This is a genomic window from Rhodococcus sp. G-MC3 (assembly GCF_030063335.1).
GTDB lineage: Bacteria > Actinomycetota > Actinomycetes > Mycobacteriales > Mycobacteriaceae > Rhodococcoides.
Genome location: NZ_JASISW010000013.1, coordinates 128,453 through 152,744, shown reverse-complemented (window position 1 = coordinate 152,744; position 24,292 = coordinate 128,453). Strand labels below are relative to the sequence as shown.

Below are 24,292 nucleotides of genomic sequence, written 5' to 3'. Positions count from 1 at the left end.
ATTTGCGCACGATGTCTTCAGCAGAGTTGCGCTTTCGTCCAGCCATGTTTCTCCGTCGTCCTATCCGCCCAGTTCACGGGCAACAAGACTCTAAAACAAAATGGCCCCGTTCACCGGGGACACGCCAATGGCCTCGCAATTTCTGAACGATGAGTGGGGATGGAATGGTTGGTTCTTGCTGACCGCAGCGCTACTTACGTTGAACGGAATCGTGTTGACGCTTGTCCTCGACCGTTACACTGTTGAATCGAATACATCCCTTGGTGTGGCAGGGCTACTGAAAAAGCTCCCGGCAATGCTGGTGGAATCGCAATTACGGTGGCTGTATCTGGCCACCCTCACCGTGATGTGCGGGTTTGTGGGTATAACGACAGCGATGCAGTTGGTCGGGCCCGCCGGACTAGATTCAGATCCCAGCCGGTTGTTGTTGCTACGAGCAGCAACGTTGCCCGTGTGTGTCGCCGTCCCCCTGACATCAAGACTGCTCGGATCGATCTCCGCCAAGCGTCGAGTTGCCGTCGCAATGGCCAGCGGAGCAGTTGCATTAGCAGCTTTGTCGCTGAACTTCGGACTGGTGTGGGTAGGCATCTGTCTCGCTGCACTCACCTGCGCTGTTGCTGTCACGGCACCTGCGCTCATCGAGGCTATCGGCGTAGCGGGTGCTCGCGCGCGCGGCGTCGCCACCGCGCTTTACGGTTTTGCCATGTTCGCAGGAGCAAGCGTCGGCCCTTTGATCGCGACCCAGCTCGCCCATATCGGATTCACAACGATCGCGTACGCCCTCGCATCCCTGATGGCGATCGGAACCCTCTGCGCTGCAAAGGGATTGTCGTCGAAACCGACAAGCGTGAACTCGTCGAGTTAGGCCAAAAACATCGGCACACGGTAGCCAGGCTTATTTACGCCACCGAGCGCCTCGTACGTAGTTCGGGCGGCACATTCATCGGCAGCGACCCTTTCGGGCATCGGATCAAATTGGTCCTCATCGCCTGCCGATAAGCTAAATTACGTAGTCTGAGCTCAAAATCCCCGCGTAGACGTTTCCGAAGAGTCTCCGGGAGTTTCCTTGTTCTCGAGTCCGGTTCGGATCCCCCGAAAAGCAGGTAGGCACCCGACAGGGTCGGTTGCACCCTTGAACGCCGGCCGCGACCGGCCCGGCTGCTTCGGTTACATGACATGACATGGCCAGAACTTCTGACTGCGGTACCGGGAACACGTCCAGCGTCAGGATGTCCTGACGGTGCGGTAGCTGTGTCTGCCTGCGTTGATGCGCTATGGATTGCCGCGTCCCGTGTCTGTCAGATCAGAGGCGCGCGCGGGCCTGCGAGACGCAAGTGGATGTTCTCATCCATCCTGCGGCCTCGGGGCCGGGGATACAAGCAGCGCACATGTGGCCGCCTTGCCGAGTTCGCGTACGGAATGAGCGGCGAGCGAAGGGAGTGCAGGGCATCTCCGGTTTCGATTCGAGCCTTATCGTTCCCGATGGTCGACTCCCCTGATATGTGCAGAATGTAGAGGCACTCGTCGCCTGAATGTTGGGCTATCGGGGCATCCGAGGACGGTGGGATGGTCGATAGGACGGCATCGATACCGGGGTAGTTGCCCGATAGAGGGGGCATCGCACCGTTGGCCGATGCGTGGGGTGCATTCTCTCCGGCGCGCACCAAATGAAACGCGGGGGTGCGAGTGAGGGTAAATCAGCCGGACCCGAGCGAGTTGGCGTTCGTCGATCTAAGTTGATCGGGTACCGGCGAATAGCGTCGCGAGCCAGGCGTCGGCTGTACGGCGGATCAGCCAGGTGGTCATCGACAGCGCGAGGTCATCGAGCGGTAGGACTACGAATTCGGCTGGATCGAGGGTGATGGCCAATTCCGATTCCATTGGTGCGAGGGCGAAGCACCGATTGTTGCGGAGCATCATCAGCATGCCGCTGAGATCCGAATACTGCACCGTGGGATCGGATTCGATGCCCGCCGACTCCAGTAATCTGCTGTTCTCCCTCCGGAGATTCCAGTGAGTCGGCCCGCTGACCTGCTTGGTTCCCCGTAAGTCTTCGGATCGCAACGAGGTTCGACCGGGGAAGCGTTGTGCATCGACGACCACGCCGATCGACTCCGAGTAGAGGCTGGTCGATGTCAGGTCTGGATGTTTGGTCTGGGCGTGCGAGATCGCGATATCGCTGGTGTGGTTCAGAAGTTCCGACTCCATTTCCAGCGACGGGATCTGCCGAAGTGCGAACGAGTAGATGTCGCTGAGGCCTTCGATTGCGGCGGAGATGCTTCGGCGGTGTTGTGGATTGAGCACATCGGGTATCGCGATGCGGACCTGCTGCGCTTGTTTGGTGGAACGTACGAGCCCCGGGATGGCGTCGAAGTCTGCAATCAGTTTGGCTGCTATCGGCAGCAGCGCGGTGCCTGCTTCGGTCAGTCTGGTGTGGTGGGTCGAGCGGTCGAACAGTGGTTCGCCGAGTTCCTTCTCCAGGGCCCTGATGCGCTGACTGAGCGGCGGAGTCGACATCTGCAGCACACCTGCAGCTTTGGTGAAGTTGAGCTCTTGCGCGACGGCCAGAAAGTAGCGAAGGTGCCTCATCTCCATGTGGTCGAGTGTAGTCCCATATTCATCGGTAGGACCGACTTGGTCATACCGATGCGAGAGAGACGGTCATTCCCTGCAGGCGGAGAAGTCGTTAGCGTAGGTATCGAATCGAATTGCGACACACAGCAAGCACACGAACGTAGTCGAAGGCGAAAGGAAACCATGAAGTGACGGTTCCCACGAAATCTGATGCACTCAACATAGGAAATGATCCGACCGGGCCCCTCTCAGGAGTCGTCGTCGTCGATATCTCCACGGTCGTGATGGGGCCTCTGGCCTCGCAAATCCTCGGTGACTTCGGTGCCGACGTCATCCGAATCGAGCCGCCATTCGACACCGCGAGGCATTCACCTGCCAATACCGGCCGCAACGAGGGGATGGCCCCTCTCTACATGCAGGTCAACCGAAACAAGCGGAGTGTGGCGCTGAACCTGAAGAATGCCGACGATCTGGCTGATCTGTTCGAGTTGCTGAAGGGTGCCGATGTACTGCTCACCAATATGCGGCTGCGGGCCCTCGATCGACTCGGTCTCGGGTACGAGCACATTCGCGAGCGGCTCCCACACCTGATCTACGCCCACGCGCAGGGGTTCAATGCAGAATCCTCCCAGAGTTCACGGCCTGCATACGATGAAGTGATCCAGGCCGTCACCGGGCTGGTCAACCTCCAGGAGCGGGCCAACGGTTCCTTGCAGTTCATGCCCACATTCATCGCAGACAAGACTGCAGCCCTGTATCTCGTCAACGGTGTCCTTGCCGCACTCTTCCACCGTGAGAGGACCGGGGAAGCGCAGCGCGTGGCCCTGGCAATGGCCGATGCCATGATCGCCGTCAACTCGGTAGAGCACCTGGCAGGCGATGTATTCGTTCCTGCCGCCGGGGCCGTGGGCAATCCGCTGAGTCTCACCGACGCGCACGCTGCGATGCGGACCAAGGACGGTGGCGCAATTGCCGCCACGCCGTACTCGTACGAGGCCGTCCGCCTGCTACTGATCGGTGCCGGGCAGCATGAGCGCGCAGCCGATCCGGTGTGGGACGAACCGCATCTGAATGGCGACGTTCTGTACAAGGGCATCCGAGAGGTTCTCGAGCACTCGACGGTCAAGACCACCGCCGAGTGGGTGGAATACCTCACCGTGCACGACATGCCCTTTGGCGTTGTCCTCGATATCGCGGACCTCTCGGACGACCCGTACGTCAAGGAGTTGGGGTTGATCACCGAAGTCGACCACCCCACCGAGGGCCGGATTCGAGTTGTGGCCAATCCCGTGAACTTCTCGAAGACCCCCGTCGATATCCACCGCCATGCCGAGCGCGCAGGACAGAGCACCGACGAAGTTCTCGGTTCGTTGCGGCGCCTCGCCTCGGTACCGAGCACACTGACAACCGAAGGGCAGGGAGCATGAATCTCGGACTCAGCAAGGACGAGGTCGCATTCCGCGACGAACTGCGCGAGGTGTTGTCAGACAACATCTCTCGAGACATCCGGCGCCGTTCGGCCCTCGGGCAGACCACGCGCGCGGACATCGTGGAATCCCAACAAGCCCTGAACAAGCATCGGATTGCCGTCCCGCACTGGCCGGCGCAGTGGGGCGGTAGGGACTGGACACCCACCCAATCGCACATCTACGCCTCCGAACTGCAGCGCGCCGCTGTCCCGAACCCGTTGGCCTTCAACGTGAGTATGGTGGGGCCGATCATTGCAGAGTTCGGAACCGAGAAGCAGAAACAGACGTTTCTTCCCGCCACGGCAAACCTCGACATCTGGTGGTCCCAGGGTTTCTCGGAGCCGGAGGCCGGATCCGATCTTGCTTCACTGAAAACCACTGCCCTCCGTGACGGCGACGAGTACGTCATCAATGGACAGAAAACATGGACGACCCTCGGCCAGTACGGCGACTGGATGTTTCTTCTCGCCCGCACCGATCCGGCCGCCCCGCGCAAGCAGCAGGGGATCTCGTTCATTCTCCTCGATTTGCACACCCCCGGCATCGAACGGCGCCCGATCAAATTGATCGACGGGGGATCGGAAGTCAACGAGTTCTTCTTCGACAACGTGCGGGTTCCCGCAGAAAACCTGGTCGGCAAGGAAAACTTCGGCTGGGGCTACGCCAAGTTCCTGCTGGGAAACGAACGAAACTCCATCGCTCAGGTGGGAACAAGCCAGCGGATATTCGCAGAAATCGCCGCGCAGGCGCACAAGCGCACGTTGGTGGAGGGCACCCTGGTCGACGATCCGGACTTCAGGGCAAAGATGCATTCGATCAAGTTGCGTCTGCTGGCTCTGGAAGCAACGCAGCTACGCGTTACCGGTGCATCGGAGAACGGTAAGGCCAGCCCGGCATCGTCTCTGCTGAAACTCGAAGGGACACGGCTGCTCCAGGAGTTGTCCGCCTTGCGTGTCACGGTGGCCGGATCCGATGCGGTTCTCGTGGGCGATGACGACGCGCTTTCATCGGGCCTTCACGCCGATGCGGCCGACGCCGTGGCCAGTGCACAGTATCTCAATCTGCGAAAGCTTTCTCTGTTCGGCGGATCCAACGAGATCCAGCGCCAAGTCATCGCAAAGACGATCCTCGGACTGTAAGGACACGACAATGAATCTCGAACCGAACGAAGACCAGAGCCTGCTGTTCGACAGTGTCGACGCGATGCTGGCGAGTTACTATAAGCCCGGATTCCGTGCCGAATCCGTTGCTAGCGAGATCGGTTGGAGCGCCAAGGCATGGGAGTCCGTCGCCAACCTGGGTCTGACCACTCTTAGCATCGACGAGGCTCACGACGGCGCAGGTGCGGGAGCGTCGGAGCTGTACGTCACCCAGCTTGCGATCGGTAAGCATGCCGCGGTCGAACCACTGCTCGAGGGCGTATTCCTTCCCTCGTGGCTGATTGCGGAACTAGGCTCCGCGGAGCAGCAGGCAGCCCTGTTGGCGCCGCTGGTGAGCGGCGAGGAGACGGTCGCAGTGGCGCACGCCGAACCGGGGAATTCCTGGGATGCGCTCCCGGCGGTGACGGCAACCGACGGTCCCGATGGAACGACGCTGAACGGTGTGAAATCGCCTGTCGTGCACGCAGACCAAGCGATCTCGCTACTGGTCACTGCAGTCGACCGTAATGGGGACGTGGGACTTTACGTAGTGCAGCGCGATGCGTCGGGCATGAGCCGGGTGGACGGCCGAACAACCGACTGGACTCACGCATCCGAGGTGCGGTTTGCCAATACTCCGGCTACGCCGCTCGGCGTATCCGGCGCCGCGGCAGTGCACGCGTTCGATATCGCTTTCGCAAAGGCTCGAATTGCACTACTGGGCGAAGCAATCGGGCTCATGGATGCCGGTCTGAGTCAGACCGTCGAGTACCTGAAGTCCCGCAAGCAATTCGGTGTTTCGCTCTCGACCTTCCAGTCTCTGGTCCACCGAAGCGCGGACCTGTACGCCGAGATCGAACTGGCACGGTCGATCGGACTGTGGGCCACCGCGATGGCCGAGGCCTACGCGAGCGGCGATGAGACTGATCTGGTTACTGTCGCCGACGACGCCTTCGTGTTCGTCGCGGATGCCGCTCGCAAGGCGGCCGAGGAAATCGTGCAATTGCACGGTGGGATCGGAATGACCTTCGAAACATCGGTCAGCCATTATGCAGCGCGGCTCACCGGAATCACTCAGGCGTTCGGCGGCGTGGCAGCGACCCGGCGCCGCGCGGTGGCTTCCGCGTCCCCGACCACCCCGCCCAGTGCGTTGCGCGATAACGCAATGACTCTCGTTGTATGAGTCGGAGACCTCGGTTTCGTAGGAAGTAGGGACGCAGTATGTACGACGCACTTCTCGTGCTGAACATCACGCACGGATCAATCGAACGAATTGATCTGCGAGACGGGGCGATACGCACCGTGGTGGCAGATGCAGGCTATGCACCCGACGGTATCGTGTATGACGCCGATGCGGGCAGGATCTACTGGACGACCATGGGAGAGCCGAGAACTATCGGTGCAGGTGCGTCCTCGGAAACAACCCGAGACTTCTCGGCGAAGAACGGGTCGATCCTCTCGGCGAATGTGAATGGGGCCGATCGAGGTGAAGTTCTCGCGGTCGGTGCGATCACCACGGGCAAACAACTGGACGCGGATTTCGGTGCGGGTTTGCTTTATTGGTCCGATCGTGAGGGCTGCAAGGTCAGCCGAGTCGGCACCGACGGCGCAGACCTGACCGACCTGGTGATCAACCGTCCATCAACTGACAAGACTCAGGAATGCGTGGGCATTGCGGTGGATGCTGCCTCCGGATACCTGTATTGGACCCAGAAGGGCCCTGCGAAGGGTGGGCTCGGTCGAATCTTGCGCGCCGGGCTGACAATTCCTGAAGGGGAAACTGCCGTCTCGCGCACCGACGTCGAGGTTTTGTGGGAGGGGCTTCCGGAGCCGATCGACCTACAGATCGATGTCGATTCCGATTCCCTCTTCTGGACGGATCGTGGTTCCGCACCGAACGGGAACACCCTCAACTGGGCGAAAGTGCCGGCGAAGGGTGAGCGCGGGGCTGAGCCTCGCATCCTCTCGCGCGGGTTCGCCGAGGCCATCGGACTAGCCGTCGACACCGAATCCTTGACGGCGTATGTAACCGACCTGGGCGGCAGGGTTCGCGCCGTCTCACTCGACCCGGCGGCGGCTGTGGCTGATCGTGTCATCGCCCATTTCGAAGGACAAGCACTCACCGGAATTGTAGGTATTCAGAAATGAAGACGATCGCAGTGGTAGGTGCGGGTGTCATCGGCCTGTCGTGGGCTCGACTCGCACGTGAAAACGATTGGCAAGTAGTGATATACGATCCTCGCGAGGATTTGGACGAGGTTGTGTCCGAGTTCGCGAATGATCCACAGGTCCGGGCGACCGGGGTCCTGGCCGACGCAGTGGCGGGTGCCGATCTCGTTCAGGAGAACGGGCCGGAACGGCTAGAGGTCAAACGAAAGATATTCGCGGAGATACTCGTTGCAGCAGACCCCACTGCCGTCCTCGCCACTTCCAGTTCTTCGATATCGGCCACCTCGATCGCGGCTGAGCTGGACGATGCGAGCAGGGTCGTGGTCGGACATCCGTTCAATCCGCCTGAACTCATGCCTCTGGTCGAAGTTCTGCCCGGCGAACAGACCACGCAGGAAGCCACGGACCGCGCAGTCGAGCTGTACAAAGAGCTGGGGCGCGTGCCGGTGGTGATCCATAAGGAGCTGCCCGGTTTCGTCGCCAATCGTCTACAGACTGCACTTTCGCGTGAGGCCCGATACCTGGTGCAGCAGGGGGTCGTGAGCGCTGCGGAACTCGACACCATCTTGCAGAACTCGTTGGGGCTGCGATGGGCAACGATCGGGTTGTTCGAGAGCAACGTACTAGGCGGAGGCCCGGGCGGGATTCGACACCTGTTCGCGGGCGTAGGCGCCGAGACGGGCAAGATCGAGCTCGGTGTGCCCTCGGCGGACCCTGATGTCATCGAAGACATGCTCGAACACGTCGAGAGCACCTATGGCACCGGGAACGAGGCGTTCGAAAGGTTGCGTGAGAAGCGGGATCAGCGAACGCGGGCTGTGCTGACGGCGCTGTCGCGATAGTTGAGAGTTTCAGTGGTGCAGTTGATGCAACATGCGGATAGATGAGGTCGTGTCGCGCCGGTAGTCGGTTGCGACGAGTAGACCGCTGAAAGGCCGAAACTGTTGCGCGGGACCGGGCGCGGTGAACCGCTTCATCGCCCGGTCCTGTTCGCGTTGCCTGGTGGATGTCGAGTGTGTCGGCCCCGAACGGATATCCCGCTTGGGGCCGGTCGCGTGCTGTCGCGAAGACGCACGGAATGGCGACGGTCAGTGCCGCGCCGTGGAGAGTTCGTGTGATGGCAATCTCCAGCCGTTTGCAGTCTTGGTGTATCCCATCCGAACGCTGCAGTCGCGGGACTGTCTCTGAGACAGTACCGATTGACCCGTCGGCACATGTACGGATGTTTCCGCAAACTTTTGGAACTCCTCGGCCGGGGTCAGAACTCGATGTGAATATGGTCGCTGGCTGGGCGTGCCTGACAAGCAAGAATGTACCCATTCTCGATGTCTTCGGGAGCGAGTACTTCGGCCTTGTCCATATCGACCTTGCCTTGTAAAACAGTGCATGCGCACGATCCGCATACGCCTTCGCGGCACGAGTACGGTACATCGATGCCCTCTGCCAGCAACATCTCGACCAGCGTTTGCCGTCGTAGCCATACATGCTGGTGTGTGGCGCCATCGAGTTCGATGTGGACCGTGGCAGCCGACTCGACCTCGCTTTCGGTGACTCCGGAAATCTGGCCGTGTTCGAATGGGTCGCCGCTGAGCGAGACGAAGACCTCTGCGTGCACGCGTTCGCGCGGCACGTCATTGGCGGCCAGCGCCGCGTTTACTACTTCCATGAACGGCGCTGGACCGCAGACGAATGCCCGGCGGTCGCGAAATGGAGCAGCTATATCCGCCAACTGCTGAGGGCTTGGGCGGCCCTGAACCGTCTCGAGCCAGTGCAGGACGGACAGCCGTCGGTCGTACTGTTCGGATAGCTTTCGCAGTTCCTCTACAAAGATGACGGAATTCTCATCACGATTGGCATAAATGAGCGCAATTCTGCACGCCCCCTCGCTAAGGGCGGACTTCAGAATCGAAATGACCGGGGTAATCCCGCTGCCGGCAGCTAAGAGGAGCAGATCCTCATCGAAGTTGTCGGGTGTAAAACGCCCAGATGGCGGCAGCGATTCGATAGCTTGCCCCATCGAAACGTTGTCGCACAGCCAATTCGAAGCAAATCCTTCTGAAGTTCGCTTGACCGTGACCTTGAGTGCAGCATCGGTGAATGGTGAGCTTGCCAACGAGTAGCAACGCGCCACCGATCCACTTCGATCGCTCGGTATGCGCAGGGTGAGGAATTGGCCGGGTCTGTATTGGAACGTTTGCACGGCCTCAGCCGGCACCTCGAATATGATGGATCGGGCGTCCGGAGTCTCGTCGACAACGCCTGACACTGTGAGAAGGACCGATCGTGGCCCGGATTGCGGGTCTACAGACATCATCGTCATGTGGTCCTCTCTACAGAATTTCAAGGCATCGGGGATCGTCGTGACATGACTGCGCCTTACCGAGATGCTAATTGTCCGGCAGAGTGTTTCGCGGAGTTGTCTCGCTGAATGGGAGAATCGTTTCCGTCGGTTTCGATGCTCGTTGTTTCACGCGCTCGACGGTGCGACGCCCACTCAGCGGGATTTCTGGCGGACCCTCGTCCTCCGCGGAACTACGGTCGACTGTATGTCCAAGACAGTTGCTTTCGAGCCGCCCGCTGTAGATGTCGTGATTGTAGGTGCTGGCTTTGCGGGCCTGTATGCCCTCTACCGGTTGCGAGAACAGGGATTGAGTGTGGTCGTGGTCGAGGCTGGCTCGGGCGTCGGCGGCACCTGGTACTGGAACCGTTATCCAGGGGCCAGATGCGATGTAGAGAGTATCGACTATTCATACTCGTTCTCGGACGACCTGCAGCAGGATTGGAATTGGAGCGAGAAGTACGCGTCGCAGCCAGAAATCTTGGAATACATCAACCACGTCGTCGACAGATTCGACCTCCGCAATGACATTCGCTTCGATACACGCGTGGACTCTGCAGAATTCGACGAAGAGACGCTGCGATGGGCAGTTCGTACCGACCGCCGCAGCATCGTCACGGCCCGCTTTTGCGTGTTCGCGACAGGTGCGCTGTCTTCTGCTATCCGCCCCCGGATCGCCGGCAGCGACTCGTTTCTCGGTTTGACATACCATACCGGCCAATGGCCACACGAGGGAGTCGACTTCTCTGGGAAACGTGTTGGTGTCATTGGAACTGGATCATCTGGGGTGCAGTCGATTCCGATCATCGCTGAGCAGGCCGAGACAGTGCATGTCTTTCAGCGAAGCGCGAACTACAGTGTTCCTGCCGGCAATAGACCAATCGATTTACAAGCGATGGCCGACGTCAAAGCCAGCTACAACGAGCGGCGCCGAGCCTCCAGAGCGAGTGGTGGCGGTTCGCCCTACGATTCGCACCCGACGAACACGATGTCCGTGACACCTCGAGAGCGCCTCGCAGCCTACGAAGCAAGGTGGAATCTCGGTGGAGTGTTGTTCGCCAAAACATTTCCGGATCAAACGGTCGATCCTGAAGCCAACGAAACTGCCCGCAACTTTGTGGAACGAAAGATCCGCGGCCTGGTCGACGATCCGGAGGTTGCCGAACTGTTGATCCCGAAAGACCATCCCATCGGCACGAAACGCATCTGCACGGACAGTAACTACTTTTCCACTTACAATCGCGACAACGTCACCTTGGTCGACTTGCGTTCCTCGCCGATCGACAGCATCGACGCCCGTGGCATAAGCACGATGGACACACACTATGACCTGGACATCATCGTCTTCGCAACAGGCTTCGATGCGATGACTGGTTCTCTCGCTCGTATCGACATAAAAGGAAGATGCTCGGCCTCCCTGAAAGACACGTGGAACGGCGGACCCCGAACTTACCTCGGCCTCGGGGTCAATGGCTTTCCGAACATGTTTATTGTGACCGGACCGGGCAGCCCGTCCGTTTTGGCGAATATGGTGCTCGGCGCCGAACAACACGTCGACTGGATCGCCGGCTGCATCGCACACCTCGACGAGCACGGCATCAGCACCATCGAGGCATCCGCCGATGCCGTTGACGCCTGGGTTGCCGAATGCAATGCGCGCGCCGCTCGAACGCTCTTCCCCCAGGCGAACTCGTGGTACATGGGTGCCAATATCGAAGGTAAACCGCGGACGTTCATGCCGTTCATCGGCGGGTTCGGTGTCTACGGTCAGATCTGCAATGACGTCGCAACTGCAGGCTACAAAGGCTTCCACCTCGACGGTGACCCACTGTGACGGGCCGGCTTTCGAATACCGTCGCACTCGTCACCGGTGCCGCCAAAGGGATGGGCCGAAGTCATTGCCTGCGCCTAGCCGAGGAAGGCGCTGACATCATCGGCTTGGACCTTGGCGAGGCAGCATCGATGCTGGCGGAAACCGCCGACCTGGTGCATGGGACGGGGCAGCGGTGCCATACGGAGCTCGCGGATGTGCGCGATCAACACGAGACGACGGCGGCCGTCCTCGCCGGGGTGACTGAGCTCGGTGGACTCGATACCGTGGTAGCCAACGCTGGAATCTACTCCGATCTCACAACGTCGTGGGAGTTGGAAGACTCGGCGTGGAAGCGGACGCTCGATGTAAACCTCACTGGCGTCTGGCACACAGTGAAAGCGGCCGAGCCGCATCTGACCACGGGCGGTTCGATCATCGTGATCAGCTCGACCAACGGGATCAAGGGAACTGCCCGAACTTCCCACTATTCCGCTAGCAAGCATGCACTGATCGGCCTTGCCCGTTCGTTGGCAAACGAACTGGGGCCCAGAATGATCCGGGTGAACACTGTCTTACCCGGGGCGGTCGGGACTGAAATGATTCTCAATACGGATGTATTCGCCAATCTCAGACCGGATCTGTCGCACCCGGCTCAGGCTGACGCAGCGTTCGCGCTGATGGCGAAGCACCTACTCCCGGTGCCCTGGCTGGAACCGATCGATGTGAGCAACGCTGTTCTCTTTCTCGCATCACACGAGTCCCGCTTCATTACAGGGGCACAACTGGTGGTCGATGCCGGACTAACCGAGAAAGTGACCTGATGGCTGCGCGACTTGCAGGAAAGATTGCACTGGTCACCGCTGCTGCCGGTGGAATCGGACGTGCACAGGCAATCCGCTTCGCCCAGGAGGGCGCCGATGTCATCGTGGTGGATGGCTGCGGTCCCATCAGAACGGGCGACACATCGCCGGGCACGTTGTACGGCCTCGCCGAGACCGAACGTGCGATCGTGAACGAAGGCAGACGTGCAGTGTGTTTTGGGGTCGACGTTCGTGATGGCGCCGAGTTGAAGCAAGCGATCGACGCCGGCGTCCAGGAACTTGGCGGTCTCGATATCATCTGCGCGACAGCGGGAATCACTCCTTTCGGCTTTGGTTCCGAACCTGTCGAAGCGACGTGGCAAGCGATCCTGGACGTGCATCTGACCGGAGTATGGCAAACATGTAAGGCGGCGGTTCCTCATCTCATCGAGCGCGGGGAAGGTTCGATCATTCTGACCAGCTCGGTCGCTGGACTGCGCGCGATGGTGGGGGCGGCTCACTATACTTCGGCCGAACACGGAGTCGTCGGATTGATGCGCAGCCTGGCTAAGGAATTGGCTCCTTACAAAATCCGAGTGAACTCGCTTCACCCGACCATCGTGGACACACCAATTATCCGACATGAGTTAGCCCGGAGGACCGTGAACCGGGACCGAACAATTCGGTCCCGCGAGGAGTTCATCGAGGCAGCGAAGAGAATGAACATGCTGGATATTCCCTGGATCGACGCTGTCGACGTCGCGAACGCCGCCCTCTTCCTGGCCTCGGATGAGGCGCGCTACATCACGTCGGTGGTACTTCCGGTGGATGCGGGAAGTAGTCAGCGTTGACAACGAAAGCGGCACGGCGAAATCCAGCTGAGCGAGAGGGGAACTCATAGTGAACGAGTGTGCAGGGATCAAGACCGCTGGTGACTGGAGGGGGGTGGATTTGGGTGCCCGCACAGTGTCTTACGACGAGCGCGACGCCATCCTGTACGCGATCGCCGTGGGCGCGACAGCAACAGAGCTGGATTTGGTGTTCGAGGAACGGCTTCGGGTGCTGCCGACCTTCGCCTTGACGCTCGCGCAGTGGGCGCCGGACGAGCTTGGCAAGCGCGGCGGATTCGACATCTCGACGACGCTGCACGGCTCCCAGGAATTACGAATGTTCGAGCCGCTGCCTCGACACGGTGAATTGACGCTGACGGCCTCGGTCGGTGACGTGTGGGACAAAGGTGGGGCAGCGGTGTTCGAGGTCAAGGTGCAATGTAGATATTTCCAGGCAACCTGGTCGCTGTTCGCCCCGGGCAGCGGCAATTTCGGCGGCGATCGCGGGCCCTCGAGGCCGCACGTTCCCACCGGCGCACCTGAGATTTGCGGTGTGCTGAGTACTGCGTCGAACCAAGCTGTTTTGTACCGGCTCACGGGAGATCGGCATCACATCCACATCGATCCCGATTCCGCCGCACTCATCGGCCAGCCGCGTCCGATCATGCACGGGCTGTGCACACTCGCAGCGAGCACAGTGCAATTGGCCCGTCTCACTGGTGTGCACCCCGCCGATCTCGTCAGTCTCGACGCCCGGTTCACTGCTGCGATGCACCCCGGTGACACTCCCCGAGTTGATGTTTGGGGTAAGGAGGGCGACTTATCGTTCCAGTTGGTCAACGGTGACAAGGTGGCGATCTCCGGCGGTCGAGCCCGATTCGATCACTGCTCGATGACACCGTCACGTCGGCCGTAGTCCGTGTCGGCACGAGGATCCATCCCGCAGCGGCCGCCCGGTAGCGAGGACATCGAATTTTCGGTTGCGCTCCGCTGATCGCAACGAGGGGAGTGGCGACCATCGAGCGGAGTCACTCCTTGCGGAGAAGGAAGGCGAGGACGGCACTCTCGAACGCTTCCTTTTGCTCGATCATCGCCCAGTGTCCGCAGTTTGGGAAGACGTGTAGCTCCGCCTTGGGTATCGTTCGCATCGGGATCAAGGCCATGTCGAGCGGGCTGACCCGGTCGTCGCGTCCCCAAGTGAGCAGCGTCGGAGACTTCACCTTGTGCATCATCGCCCATGGCGGTGGCGCGTCGGAGGCCTCAGCTGCATTCACGAATTGCGCGAAGGCGGCCTTGCCGTACATCCTGCGCGCGCTGGCAAGGGTTTCGGGATCAGTGGCCTGAACCCATCGCTCTTCGATCAGTTCCTCGGTCACTATCGCCGGGTCGAAGACCATCGAATGCAGCCATTCGACGAGCCGAGGCCGGGTCGGTTTGTCGGTGAACTCCTGAAGCAGCTTGATGCCCTCACCCGGTCCGGGGCTGAAGATGTTTTTTCCGATACCGCCGATGGTAATCAGCCGGCGCACCCGATCGGGATGGTTGATCGCGTAGCTGATGGCAACGCCGCCGCCCATCGAGTTGCCGACGATGTCGACGCAGTCGAGACCGAGGGCTTCCACGAACTCGACGACCGAATCGTGCGCGGTAACCATCGGGTGGCCACCGAAGTCGTCGCTGACCCCGAAACCAGGGAATTCTAGGACGAGGCAGCGGAAGTGCTCGGCGAAGAAGTCGAGGTTGCCCTGGAAGTTGCGCCAGCCGGTCACACCAGGGCCAGAACCGTGCAGCAGCAGAAGCGGAGGGCCGTCGCCGGCCTCGTGATAGCGAAGGACGCCCGCGTCGGTGAAGACTTCCCGTAAGGTGCCCGAATAACTCAGGTCCGATGTCATTGCTGCCCTCAATCACAGAGTCGGTGCGGAAAACCGCCGGTCTCCGGCAAGGCTGCCATTGCTGGGTAGCTGGTTCCCAGATGGTGTTCCGGTCAGTGGGCAGATCCGACGCCCGGCATCGGTGACGGGATCCTTCCTCGGCCTGCTCGATCTTGCGGGGCAGTATGAACGCGACGCCGATCAACGCTGCCACCGCACCGATCACAAAGGCAATCTCGAAGCCTCTGCCGGTGTAAAGATTTGCGTCCCTTATCGTCTCCTTGGTCAGCAGGATGGTGAACAGTCCGCTGGCGCCGTAGGTGAACCCGGCGCCGACCGCCGTCAGCGGCACCGGCCGGTTGTTGAGCGTGTTCAGGTCGATCAGCGGTTCGCGGACTACATCACAGTTCTCGGATAGCGTGTCGCGCCATCCACTGTTCCGCCCACCGGGAGATGTGCGACCTGCTCGCGTCCAGCCGTCCACAAACGCCGAGGTGACGCGGTTGTTCGGGCGGACAGTACTATCCGGCCGGTGACCCAAGGGTGCTTTCCGGTACCAAAACGATAGTTGACTCAAGCTGCATTCCAATTCAGCGAATATTATTCGGAGTCAACAGGTTTGGTTCGGTTAATGTAGGCGACCTGGAACAGGATAGCTGCGGGTGGCATCGGTTTCGAGGGCGCCCAGAACCACCGCGTCCGCGATCGAATCCCGAAGCCGGGTGCAGGTCGGGATGGACTTGCTCGGCATCCCGAGCGAGATGTGGCGAGCGAACTCAGGACAGGCCTCTTCCGCGTCCTCGAGCCACTGAACGCTGGTGTGCGTGGGGCTGTACTTCTCCACCAACACGCGGTTGCCGCAGCTGGCGCAGCTCAATTCCTGCATCGTGCCTCATCTCTCAGTGAACGCCGGCAGCGTGCCGAGCGCCGACCCACCCGAATACCATGGCGGGACCGATCGTGGCGCCCGCGCCGGCGTAGTCGTTACCCATCACGGCGGCGGAGGTGTTACCCGTGGCGTAGAGCCCAGCGATGATCCCGCCGTCGGCTCGCAGCACCTGACCGTTCTCGTTGTAAACGACCCCGCCCTTGGTGCCGAGGTCGCCTGCTCGCATGCGTACCGCGTAGTACGGCGACTTGTCCAGCACATCCATCGTCGGGTCGGGCAGCGTCGGGTCGCCGTAGTACTTGTCGTACTCGCTCTCGCCTCGACCGAAGTCCTGGTCCTTGCCTGCGCGAGCAAAGCCGTTGAACCGCAGCACCGTCGCGGTAAGTTGCTCGGCAGGAACGTCGATCGCCGCCGCGAGTTCCTCGATAGTGTCCTTCCGATGCATCAGCCCGGTATCGAACCACGACTTGGGAAACTTCTGGCCCGGCATGACTCCGCCGAACTGGTAGCGGCTCTTTGCCTTGCCATCGAAGATGAACCAGATCGGGTCGTGGTCACCCGCGATCTGGTCGTGCACGAATGACACGTACGGTGCGGCCTCGTTGGTGAACCGCTTACCCGTCTGGTCGACGATGAACGAACGCGGAATGGAGCGCTCCGACACCAGTACATGCATGATCCCGTCGGGCCGCTGGAACGAGGGCATCCACCAAGCATCGTCCATCAGATCCAGTGCGGCGCCGACCTGCTCACTGGCGATGATGCCGTCGCCGGTGTTGTCGACGGAGCCGGCGCTGTAGTTGTCCTTGCCGCCCTCGCGCAAGTGCTTCTTGCGCATCTGCTGACCTTGCTCGAATCCGCCGCTGGCCAGTAGCACTCCCTTACGGGCCCGGATGCGGATCGGCGAGGCACCACGCTGGGCGAGTACACCGGTGACGGCCCCGGAGTCATCGGTGATCAACGACTGCAGCGGCGTGTTCAGCCACAGCGGAACATCCGCGTCCTTGACCGCCAGTCGTAACCGGCCGATCAGCGCCTGCCCGAGGGTGTCCATGTGCTTGCGCATGACGAGGCTCCCGAGGGCCCGCCAGCCGGTGCCGAGTGCCGCTCGACGCCCCGCCCACGTGCGCATCACCATGTTGAGCTTCGCGAACTCCTTGGAGGTGATGTACAACCCCGCGGGCGTGGCGAGGGCACCGGGTCGAAGCCACTCCTCGTCCTCCCCGAGCTCCTTGAGGTCGAACGGCAGCGGTTCGATAGTGCGGCCGGCGGGGCGCCCGCCCGGCTTCTCCGGGTGATAGTCCGAGTACCCGCTGCACCACTGGAACCGCATGTGTTTGCTGGAGTTCTCCAAGAATTCCATTGTCGCAGGGCCACTGTCGATGAATGCGTCGATGTTCCCCGATGGGACGCGGTCACCGATGACGGCATCGAGGTAGCGCCGGACATCCGCGCGAGAATCCTCGAGCCCCTCCCTGAGAAGCGTCGGGTTGTTGGGGATCCAGATGTTGCCGCCGGACAGAGCGGTGGTGCCCCCGTACACGGACGCCTTTTCGATGATCAAGGTGTCCATACCTCGATCGGCGGCGGCCAGGGCGCCGGTAAGGCCGCCGCAGCCGCTGCCGACTACGACGAAGTCGACCTCGTGGTGCCAGGATTGCTGAGTTGCAGGCATTGTTCTCTCTCTGGTGATACTCAGCCGAAGCTGATGTCGTCCTGCGACCAGAACGCGCGCATGCTGGTGATCCGCGCCTGGTCGTCGAATGTCATGATGTCGATGGGTTCGATGCGGATGGTCTGCTCACCGGTGTCGGTGTTCACCCGGAAACGGAAGGCTGCACTGTTGCCCGCGGTTCGGATGTCAAGTAGCTCGGTGGTGCACTGCGCGGCGTCAAGAGCGGAGTAGAACTTTTCGATGGCCTCGCGCCCGGCAAGCGGCTCGGTGCCCACCGGGTCCTCGAGGGTGGCATCATCGGCAAACAAGGCCGCAACATCGGCCGAGGGCTTGTTCCCGACTGTGTCGAGGTAGTTGGTTACTGCCGAACGGATTTCGTCTGCTGAGACCATCTGGTTCTCCCTGGTGCCTCGGTGGGCCGTCGATCGTGTGACGGTAACCACCATCGCCAGGTTCACAATCGAGCTGTTCCCGCTCAGTGGGAGGTTGTCACCGACCGTGTCGCTCGTCCAGATTCTCGGGTACGGTCCCTCGGATATGGCTGTCGGCGACTTCACCCCTGAAACCGTGTGGGAGGTACTGGTACAGTCCGGGCGTCGCTACGCGGCTCGCGAAGCGGTCGTAGACGGCCGGGAGCGATTCACCTACGAGCAACTTGCGGGGTTGGCTTTCCGTGCAGGTAGGGCGATGGCAGCTGCCGGGATCCAACGCGGGGACCGAATTGCTCTGTGGGCCCCCAACTCCGCAAGGTGGGCGGTCGTCGCGCTCGGTGCCCATTCGTTCGGAGTCGTGGTCGTCCCGATCAACACGCGTCTGCGCGGCACGCAGGCAGCGGATCAGCTCCGCAGGACGGGGAGCCGATTACTCTTCGTCGAAGACGGCTTCCTCTGCACCGGTTACGTGGCAATGCTGCGAAGCGCGGCGGGCGGTTCGGGCTCGCGAAGGCCCATTCGAGAACTACCTCGGCTGGCCCAAATCATCGACTTTCAGCAAAACCCGGACTCGAATGTCACCAGCTGGACGCAGTTTCTCGAATCCGCGACGAGACCGAATCCCGCCGATCTCTGGGCTTCGCACAGTGCTGCGCTGCCGAGCGAACATGCCGCTTACATCATGTGGACATCAGGCTCGACCGGAGCTCCCAAAGGCGTCGTGTTGCGTCACGGTCAGCTCGTGCGCACTTATAGCGCTCTCGTCGGACGGCTACAGATCGGACCGACCGACCGACTCTTGGGGGTGGCGCCGATGTCTCACTCTTTCGGGCTCAATGCTGGGTTGCTCGCGACTCTGATTGCCGGCGGGTGCTATATCGCTGTCGACCTGTTCGAGCCGAGCGCGGCAATCAACCGGATTACGACGGAGCAGATCACCATACTATCCGGTCCGCCGACGATGTTCATCGATCTGATCGCGGCGGCCGGATTGTCGGGACTGGCACCGACATGGGCACCCCGCCTCGCCGTCACAGGCGCAACAACGGTGTTTGCCTCCCTATTGGACAGCATCCGAAGCGAACTCGGGATCGGGAAGATCGCAACGGGATACGGACTTACCGAGGCCAGCGGCGTCGTTACCGCGACATATCCTGAAACCTGCTCCTACTCGGCCGGAGCGCCCCCGCTACCCGACGTGGAGGTGCAGATACTCGGCGGCGACGGGCGCGGTGTTGCGGACGGGACGTGCGGGGAGGTTCTGGTGCGCGGTTTCAATGTCATGTCGGGATATTTCGATGACGAGCGGGCGACATCGGATGTGCTCGATACAGACGGTTGGCTGCATACCGGCGATGTGGGTGTGCTCGACGCGGGCGAGTTGCGCATCATCGACCGGATCGGCGAGATGTACATCGTCGGAGGCTTCAACGTGTACCCCTCGGAAGTCGAAGGCGTCATCGGTCAGCACCCTGCAGTCAGTGAGGTTTCGGTCATCGGAGTACCCGATGACCGACTTGGAGAGCGTGGAATCGCCTACGTGGTACTGCTTCCCGAGCAAACATCATCGGAGGCAGAATTGCGGGTTCATTGTCGCAGCATCCTCGCGGGGTACAAGGTGCCTGCTGAGGTGATCCTGCTCGATGAGATGCCGATGATCGCGTCCGGGAAACCCTCTCGTTCAATCCTCCGGGAGTGGGCATCACGGCGACCTCGCGGGTGACTACAACGAGTTCAGCGGCAGGGTCAGTGGTGGCGCGATACCGGCGTTGGTTCTTCGAAACCGCCGAAACCGCCCTTATAGAACAGCAGGGGCTTGGCGTGGTCCTCGGCGGTGAGGTCGGTGATGCGGGCAACCACGATTGTGTGGTCCCCGGCATTGTGCTCGAGTTCCACGGTCGCTTCGATACGGGCCAGTGCCCCGCCGAAGGCAGGGGCCCCGTTTCCGGCAAGGGCCCAGTCGACCCCAGCGAACTTGTCGCCGCCGCTCACTGCGAATGTCGAGCACAATTCGCGTTGATCGTGCGCAAGGATGTTGACGCACAGGTGCCCCGCGTTTCTCAGCAGCGGCCAACTGGTGGAGGTCTTGGACGGGCAGAACGAGATGTACGGGGGATCGAGCGACACCGACACCACCGATTGACAAGCGAACCCGACCGGACGCTTACCCGCCATAGCCGTGATCACCGCGACCCCGGTGCAGAAATGTCCCATAACCCTCCTCAACATCGCGATATCCGGGGGAGTGAGGCCGTTTCGGTCGACAACTACCGCGTTTTCCGTGTTCATGGGTTCCTCTCTGGCGAAGCGTGCAACACCAGAATTCCGATGAACAGACCTGGTGCGCCATCGGCTGTCCCGGTCAGTGGTCGATTGCGCTACCTGGGTCTGGGCGAGCAGCTGTAATCTTCGGGGGTGGCATCGACCGAACCGACCCCGGAGTCCGCGATCCCCAATCTGCCCGCGACGAGCTGGGCGGTTCTCGGCATGCTGGCGTTCGACGAAGAGCTCTCCGGGTACGACCTGAAGAAGTGGGCCGACTGGAGCATCAGATTCTTCTACTGGAGTCCGTCCTTCAGCCAGGTGTACTCGGAATTGAAGAAGCTCGAGAAGCACGGCTATGTCACCTCTCGTGTCCAGAACGACGACGGGGTGCGCGGCCGGCGACTTTACAAGATTACCGAGCCGGGTACTGCTGCTGTACGCAGATGGTCCAATGAAGCTCCGATCGACCCGCCGGTTCTCAAACACGGTGTGATGCTCCGCATCTGGCTCGGTCATCTTAACAAGCCGGACCGGCTCAAAGAGATCCTTCGGGAGCATATCGAGTATGTGGTGAGCATGCAGGCCCGGGCGGCTGCCGATGCGCGGGGCGCTGAGGCGGAGCCCGCCTGGGCGTATTCCCAGATCGTACTCCGATGGTCGGAGCGGTACTACGCGGCCGAACGTGATCTCGCCGAGCAGCTCATTGCCGACATCGACGACGCCGAGGACATACTGGGGCAAGCGAAAACCGGCGGCGGGGCCGGCTTTCCGAAGCCGGCACCAGGGGTATGGCGCCAGGTGGAGCAGCAGGTCGAGCGACACGAAGCAGGCCCGGACTGAATGGGTCTTCGTACCCGATCAGAGTAGATTGCCGAGATCGGTCCAGGTTTGCTGCTGGGCCCTGCGTGCAATTGCCAATGCGCTGACCGTCATGAACCCGTGAATGGTTTCCTCGTAGCATCGCTGATTCACCGGAACACTGGCCGCGGCAAGGGCTTGCGCATAAGAATCGCCCTCTGACCGCAGCGGGTCGTGCCCGGCCGATACCAGGACGGCGGGGGGTAGGCCGATGAGTTCGGCGTGGATGGGGGAGACATACGGATGGGCGCGGTCAGCATCGATCGGTAGGTACTGGTTCCAATACCACTGCATACGCGCGCGGGTGTTGAAGAAGCCGGTCGCATACCGCAGGTAGGACGCTGTGTCGAAATTCGGCGTGATGACCGGGTAGATCAGCAACTGTGCGGTTACCGGTGGTCCGCATCGATCGCGGCAGAGCAGCGCGGCTACCGCCGCCAGATTTCCACCCGCGCTATCGCCGGCCACAACGAGTCGGGTGGCGTCGCCGCAGAGCTCGCTCGCGTGCTCAGCGGCCCAGACCAACGTGGCGTAGACATCTTCGGCCGCACCGGGCCACCTGGTCTCCGGAGCAGGCCGATAGCCGACGGACACCACGATTGCACCGACACCGTTCGCCATAGCGCGGCAGAAGCCGTCGTGGGTGTCGAGGTCGCAGAACACGAATCCACCACCATGGGCAAACACGATGATCGGTGGCAACGAGGGAGTGCACGCAGCGGTCTGGTTTTCGCATTCCTCGATCGCTGCTGCTGGCCAATAGATCCGAATCGGGATGAGCGCGTCCGGTCCAGGAATGGTGCGCTCGGAAACGCCCGCCACGTACTCCGGCTCGGACGGTATCTGCAGCCGGGCTCGTACGGCGGCCCGGGCCTGCGGACCGCTCATGGTCTCGACCGCAGGGAATTCAGCGTTCAACACGTCCAACAGTGAAGACGACTCGGCGTCGAGCATCATGCGGACTGCAAATTCTGCGTAACCGTCGGACCATCTGCGTGGCCACGTAGCACCGAGGATTTGCCGAGGATCGGCCTGTTCTGCTGCAAGGTCGGCTGAACCCGAATGGCACCACCCTCGATGTTGTTCCAGATACCGAGTGCGGTCATACGCACCGGAGCGGCGAGCCTGTGGTCGAGCTGCATTTGCGGGACCGGTCCGCAAATCGAGACTGCGGCCACCACTTCGCCGAAATTGCCGATCGGTGCTGCGACACAGCCGAAACCGGGCAGCGCCTCCTCACGCTCGTACGCGATTCCTTGTGCGCGAACCTTTGCCAGGTCCGACCGGAGCTGGGTGCTGGTCGAGATGGAGTACCTCGTCTTTCGACTCAACACAGCCGCATCGATCGCTGCGAGTCGAGTCTCGTCCGAGTACCCGAGAATCGCTTTTCCGACGCCTGTGCAGTGCGCGGGGTAGCGGCCGCCGACGCGTGTCGGGATGGCTTCCGCGATGCGACCGCCGATTTTCTCGAGATACACCACGTCTGCGGCATCGAGAATGGCGAGGTGCACGACATGACCGGTCACTCGGTGCAGCTCGTGCAGGAATGGCATTGCTGCTCTGTGCAGCCGATCTTGGTGCACCGCCAGCGAGCCGAGCTCGACCAGACGCATTCCGAGCTCGTAGTCGTGGCCTTCGCGACGCAGCCAGCGGAGTTGCACCAGCCGCTCGAGCATTCGGTGAGCCGAGGATCGTGGCAATCCAGTGCGCCGAACGATCTGGGCGAGGGTGAGACGGCCCGGGCCGTCGAATGCATCCAGGACGAGGGAAACGCGGTCGAGTACGGCGCTTGGAGTAGTGGCGGCAACCGGGGTTGTCATGGGTTCCTCCGGGTGTGCGGCAGTGACGGTAGGGGCCTCACCTGTGTATTTCGATTAGGCATATACCTATTGTTATCACCTTTTGTGTCGCCTGTCACACAGCCGATGATTCAACGTGCGGACAGCGGACACCCCGAGTCGAAACCCCGGGCCGGGCCATAGACGTCGACGTGGCAATTCGATGGACTTCGGGCGAGGTCGGTCCATGTCGTCATGGCGCTCAGTCGAGCAGCTTGTATCTGAGCGTGTCGATGGTCGCCTGGCTCAGGCGGAGACCCTCGGTGAGGTAACGATCGACAGTTCCGTACTTTTCGCCGAGCCGGCCGAGCCCGGCCTCGAGGTAGCTGCGGTCGACACCCAGCAATGGATGGTAGATCTGAGCGACGGCCTCTCCCCGGCTGGCGACGATCTGGTCGTAGGTGTGCTTCATCGAAGAACTCGTGTATTCGTTCGTCAGTAAGTAATCATCGAAAATGGTGTCCTGTGGTACGCCTGCAATCGAGAGCAGCAGTGCGCTCGCCCACCCGGTGCGGTCCTTGCCAGCGGTGCAATGAAATACCTGCGGTCCATCCCTGTTGGCCAGTTCCGTCAGCAACCGGCCGAACGCAACTCGGGTGACTTCGTCATCGACGAAGCTGCGGTTCATATCCTGCATGAACGCAACGGCATCATCAGGCGACCTCAATTGCGCAACAGCAGCACTCAGGTCTCCCGACAAGATCGGGATGCTGACGTACCTACTGCCGGCCGGGAGCAGGTCCGGCTTGGAAGCGACCTCCTCGAGGGTTCGAACGTCGTACACCGCGCTCAAACCGAGGCCGGTGAGTACGTCGAGGTCCTGACCGTTCGGGGACAACGCGTTCGAACGATAGAACATACCTCTGGCAACATGTCCACGCGGTGCGGTGGCATACCCATTTTTGGTACCGCCGACGTCTCGGAAGTTGTCAACCGTCGTCAGCCGTGGCGCTTCGCCAACAGAGCCGCCGCCCGGGTCGGAAGAGCCGAAGCCTGGAAGGTCTATTCCTGGCATGAAAGTCGGGGCCGCCGAAGCGAGGGCAGTGGGCGTGAACCCGGTGAACAGGATACTGCTGGTGATCAGCACTGCGACGGTGCACTGTGCGCGTCGAAACATGAGAAGCCTTTCGTACGTGTCGGGCGAATCTGGCCCTGGGCGTGGCATGTCGCGACGCCAGCGGGTAGTCCGTATCACAGCGTGCCCTCGGGCGCTCTGGCTACAAGTTGTTCCGGTCAATGGGAGGACCAGTTCCACTGCGGGGAACCCTCATTCAGACTCGGGCGGTCGACACGAATGCCGACGGCGCGCAGATTGACAACACCTTCGACAAAG

22 protein-coding genes are annotated in these 24,292 nt (G+C 61.3%); 12 read left to right on the top strand and 10 right to left on the bottom strand.

All coding sequences use genetic code 11. The annotated features are described in order from the left end of the window. Positions 1-127 precede the first annotated feature (127 nt). Positions 128-865: a hypothetical protein gene (locus QMK17_RS16275; RefSeq protein ID WP_283510308.1), complete on the top strand. Its 738-nt coding sequence runs from the start codon at positions 128-130 to the stop codon at positions 863-865. An 866-nt stretch (positions 866-1,731) separates the two neighbouring features. Here the strand turns inward: QMK17_RS16275 and QMK17_RS16270 are convergent. Then, entirely contained in the window at positions 1,732-2,595 is an 864-nt protein-coding gene (locus tag QMK17_RS16270) for a LysR family transcriptional regulator (RefSeq protein ID WP_283510307.1), read from the bottom strand. Positions 2,596-2,762: 167 nt separating this feature from the next. Between QMK17_RS16270 and QMK17_RS16265 the strand changes: the two genes are divergently transcribed. The 5 genes from QMK17_RS16265 to QMK17_RS16245 are packed head-to-tail and all read left to right on the top strand — an operon-like array spanning position 2,763 to position 8,193. Further along, the gene (locus QMK17_RS16265; RefSeq protein WP_283510306.1) at positions 2,763-4,001 is read left to right on the top strand and encodes a CaiB/BaiF CoA transferase family protein; all 1,239 of its coding nucleotides are present in this window, start codon (positions 2,763-2,765) and stop codon (positions 3,999-4,001) included. Further along, positions 3,998-5,182, top strand: coding sequence for an acyl-CoA dehydrogenase family protein (locus tag QMK17_RS16260; protein ID WP_283510305.1), 1,185 nt, complete (start codon positions 3,998-4,000; stop codon positions 5,180-5,182). Before QMK17_RS16265 ends, QMK17_RS16260 begins: the two co-directional genes overlap by 4 nt. 10 nt (positions 5,183-5,192) lie before the next feature. Next, on the top strand, positions 5,193-6,365 hold the full coding sequence (locus QMK17_RS16255; RefSeq protein ID WP_283510304.1) for an acyl-CoA dehydrogenase family protein: 1,173 nt from the start codon (positions 5,193-5,195) through the stop codon (positions 6,363-6,365). Between the two features lie 38 nt (positions 6,366-6,403). Beyond that, positions 6,404-7,330, top strand: coding sequence for a hypothetical protein (locus QMK17_RS16250; RefSeq protein ID WP_283510303.1), 927 nt, complete (start codon positions 6,404-6,406; stop codon positions 7,328-7,330). Next, positions 7,327-8,193 carry a 3-hydroxyacyl-CoA dehydrogenase NAD-binding domain-containing protein gene (locus QMK17_RS16245; protein WP_283510302.1) on the top strand — a complete coding sequence of 289 codons (867 nt, stop codon included), beginning with the start codon at positions 7,327-7,329 and terminating at the stop codon, positions 8,191-8,193. Before QMK17_RS16250 ends, QMK17_RS16245 begins: the two co-directional genes overlap by 4 nt. A 416-nt stretch (positions 8,194-8,609) precedes the next feature. Here the strand turns inward: QMK17_RS16245 and QMK17_RS16240 are convergent, their stop codons facing one another. Next, positions 8,610-9,665 (bottom strand): ferredoxin--NADP reductase, encoded by a 1,056-nt coding sequence (locus QMK17_RS16240; RefSeq protein ID WP_283510323.1) that lies wholly within the window; start codon positions 9,663-9,665, stop codon positions 8,610-8,612. A 232-nt stretch (positions 9,666-9,897) separates the two neighbouring features. Between QMK17_RS16240 and QMK17_RS16235 the strand changes: the two genes are divergently transcribed. The 4 genes from QMK17_RS16235 (at position 9,898) to QMK17_RS16220 (ending at position 14,048) form a co-directional block, all read left to right on the top strand. After that, positions 9,898-11,523, top strand: a complete 1,626-nt coding sequence (locus tag QMK17_RS16235; protein ID WP_283510301.1) for a flavin-containing monooxygenase — start codon at positions 9,898-9,900, stop codon at positions 11,521-11,523. Next, positions 11,520-12,323 carry a mycofactocin-coupled SDR family oxidoreductase gene (locus tag QMK17_RS16230; protein WP_283510300.1) on the top strand — a complete coding sequence of 268 codons (804 nt, stop codon included), beginning with the start codon at positions 11,520-11,522 and terminating at the stop codon, positions 12,321-12,323. Before QMK17_RS16235 ends, QMK17_RS16230 begins: the two co-directional genes overlap by 4 nt. Beyond that, a complete protein-coding gene (locus QMK17_RS16225) occupies positions 12,323-13,153 on the top strand; it encodes a mycofactocin-coupled SDR family oxidoreductase (RefSeq protein ID WP_283510299.1) in 831 nt (276 codons plus the stop codon). The genes QMK17_RS16230 and QMK17_RS16225 overlap by 1 nt, the downstream gene beginning before the upstream one ends. Positions 13,154-13,220: 67 nt before the next feature. After that, positions 13,221-14,048: a MaoC/PaaZ C-terminal domain-containing protein gene (locus tag QMK17_RS16220; RefSeq protein ID WP_283510322.1), complete on the top strand. Its 828-nt coding sequence runs from the start codon at positions 13,221-13,223 to the stop codon at positions 14,046-14,048. A gap of 112 nt (positions 14,049-14,160) precedes the next feature. Here the strand turns inward: QMK17_RS16220 and QMK17_RS16215 are convergent, their stop codons facing one another. The 4 genes from QMK17_RS16215 to QMK17_RS16200 form a co-directional block, all read right to left on the bottom strand. Continuing rightward, positions 14,161-15,024 (bottom strand): alpha/beta fold hydrolase, encoded by an 864-nt coding sequence (locus QMK17_RS16215; protein WP_283510298.1) that lies wholly within the window; start codon positions 15,022-15,024, stop codon positions 14,161-14,163. 607 nt (positions 15,025-15,631) lie between these two features. Then, entirely contained in the window at positions 15,632-15,889 is a 258-nt protein-coding gene (locus QMK17_RS16210) for a hypothetical protein (RefSeq protein WP_283510297.1), read from the bottom strand. 13 nt (positions 15,890-15,902) lie between these two features. Then, positions 15,903-17,567 (bottom strand): FAD-binding protein, encoded by a 1,665-nt coding sequence (locus QMK17_RS16205; RefSeq protein WP_283510296.1) that lies wholly within the window; start codon positions 17,565-17,567, stop codon positions 15,903-15,905. A gap of 20 nt (positions 17,568-17,587) precedes the next feature. Further along, positions 17,588-17,959 carry a nuclear transport factor 2 family protein gene (locus tag QMK17_RS16200; RefSeq protein ID WP_283510295.1) on the bottom strand — a complete coding sequence of 124 codons (372 nt, stop codon included), beginning with the start codon at positions 17,957-17,959 and terminating at the stop codon, positions 17,588-17,590. Positions 17,960-17,996: 37 nt separating this feature from the next. Between QMK17_RS16200 and QMK17_RS16195 the strand changes: the two genes are divergently transcribed. Next, on the top strand, positions 17,997-19,721 hold the full coding sequence (locus tag QMK17_RS16195) for an AMP-binding protein (RefSeq protein ID WP_283510294.1): 1,725 nt from the start codon (positions 17,997-17,999) through the stop codon (positions 19,719-19,721). Between the two features lie 23 nt (positions 19,722-19,744). Here the strand turns inward: QMK17_RS16195 and QMK17_RS16190 are convergent, their stop codons facing one another. Beyond that, on the bottom strand, positions 19,745-20,287 hold the full coding sequence (locus QMK17_RS16190; protein ID WP_442972776.1) for a flavin reductase family protein: 543 nt from the start codon (positions 20,285-20,287) through the stop codon (positions 19,745-19,747). Between the two features lie 198 nt (positions 20,288-20,485). Between QMK17_RS16190 and QMK17_RS16185 the strand changes: the two genes are divergently transcribed. Beyond that, positions 20,486-21,103, top strand: coding sequence for a PadR family transcriptional regulator (locus QMK17_RS16185; protein ID WP_283510320.1), 618 nt, complete (start codon positions 20,486-20,488; stop codon positions 21,101-21,103). An 18-nt stretch (positions 21,104-21,121) separates the two neighbouring features. Here QMK17_RS16185 and QMK17_RS16180 read toward each other — a convergent pair whose 3' ends face one another. From QMK17_RS16180 to QMK17_RS16170, 3 genes are all read right to left on the bottom strand, one after another. Beyond that, positions 21,122-22,078, bottom strand: coding sequence for an alpha/beta hydrolase (locus QMK17_RS16180; protein ID WP_283510293.1), 957 nt, complete (start codon positions 22,076-22,078; stop codon positions 21,122-21,124). Then, positions 22,075-22,941 (bottom strand): IclR family transcriptional regulator, encoded by an 867-nt coding sequence (locus tag QMK17_RS16175; RefSeq protein WP_283510292.1) that lies wholly within the window; start codon positions 22,939-22,941, stop codon positions 22,075-22,077. The genes QMK17_RS16180 and QMK17_RS16175 overlap by 4 nt, the downstream gene beginning before the upstream one ends. A gap of 220 nt (positions 22,942-23,161) precedes the next feature. After that, complete coding sequence (locus QMK17_RS16170; protein ID WP_336620159.1) at positions 23,162-24,076, bottom strand: tyrosine-protein phosphatase; 915 nt, start codon at positions 24,074-24,076, stop codon at positions 23,162-23,164. Positions 24,077-24,292 lie beyond the last annotated feature (216 nt).

What these genes read in the sequence shown, in the direction of transcription:
- QMK17_RS16250 (WP_283510303.1), top strand. Translation starts at nt 6,404, where the DNA reads ATGTACGACGCACTTCTCGTGCTGAACATCACGCACGGATCAATCGAA.
- QMK17_RS16270 (WP_283510307.1), bottom strand. Translation starts at nt 2,595, where the DNA reads ATGGAGATGAGGCACCTTCGCTACTTTCTGGCCGTCGCGCAAGAGCTC.
- QMK17_RS16245 (WP_283510302.1), top strand. Translation starts at nt 7,327, where the DNA reads ATGAAGACGATCGCAGTGGTAGGTGCGGGTGTCATCGGCCTGTCGTGG.
- QMK17_RS16275 (WP_283510308.1), top strand. Translation starts at nt 128, where the DNA reads ATGGCCTCGCAATTTCTGAACGATGAGTGGGGATGGAATGGTTGGTTC.
- QMK17_RS16260 (WP_283510305.1), top strand. Translation starts at nt 3,998, where the DNA reads ATGAATCTCGGACTCAGCAAGGACGAGGTCGCATTCCGCGACGAACTG.
- QMK17_RS16215 (WP_283510298.1), bottom strand. Translation starts at nt 15,024, where the DNA reads ATGACATCGGACCTGAGTTATTCGGGCACCTTACGGGAAGTCTTCACC.
- QMK17_RS16210 (WP_283510297.1), bottom strand. Translation starts at nt 15,889, where the DNA reads ATGCAGGAATTGAGCTGCGCCAGCTGCGGCAACCGCGTGTTGGTGGAG.
- QMK17_RS16235 (WP_283510301.1), top strand. Translation starts at nt 9,898, where the DNA reads ATGTCCAAGACAGTTGCTTTCGAGCCGCCCGCTGTAGATGTCGTGATT.
- QMK17_RS16185 (WP_283510320.1), top strand. Translation starts at nt 20,486, where the DNA reads ATGCTGGCGTTCGACGAAGAGCTCTCCGGGTACGACCTGAAGAAGTGG.
- QMK17_RS16175 (WP_283510292.1), bottom strand. Translation starts at nt 22,941, where the DNA reads ATGACAACCCCGGTTGCCGCCACTACTCCAAGCGCCGTACTCGACCGC.
- QMK17_RS16205 (WP_283510296.1), bottom strand. Translation starts at nt 17,567, where the DNA reads ATGCCTGCAACTCAGCAATCCTGGCACCACGAGGTCGACTTCGTCGTA.
- QMK17_RS16200 (WP_283510295.1), bottom strand. Translation starts at nt 17,959, where the DNA reads ATGGTCTCAGCAGACGAAATCCGTTCGGCAGTAACCAACTACCTCGAC.
- QMK17_RS16170 (WP_336620159.1), bottom strand. Translation starts at nt 24,076, where the DNA reads ATGTTTCGACGCGCACAGTGCACCGTCGCAGTGCTGATCACCAGCAGT.
- QMK17_RS16180 (WP_283510293.1), bottom strand. Translation starts at nt 22,078, where the DNA reads ATGATGCTCGACGCCGAGTCGTCTTCACTGTTGGACGTGTTGAACGCT.
- QMK17_RS16240 (WP_283510323.1), bottom strand. Translation starts at nt 9,665, where the DNA reads ATGATGTCTGTAGACCCGCAATCCGGGCCACGATCGGTCCTTCTCACA.
- QMK17_RS16190 (WP_442972776.1), bottom strand. Translation starts at nt 20,287, where the DNA reads ATGAACACGGAAAACGCGGTAGTTGTCGACCGAAACGGCCTCACTCCC.
- QMK17_RS16225 (WP_283510299.1), top strand. Translation starts at nt 12,323, where the DNA reads ATGGCTGCGCGACTTGCAGGAAAGATTGCACTGGTCACCGCTGCTGCC.
- QMK17_RS16255 (WP_283510304.1), top strand. Translation starts at nt 5,193, where the DNA reads ATGAATCTCGAACCGAACGAAGACCAGAGCCTGCTGTTCGACAGTGTC.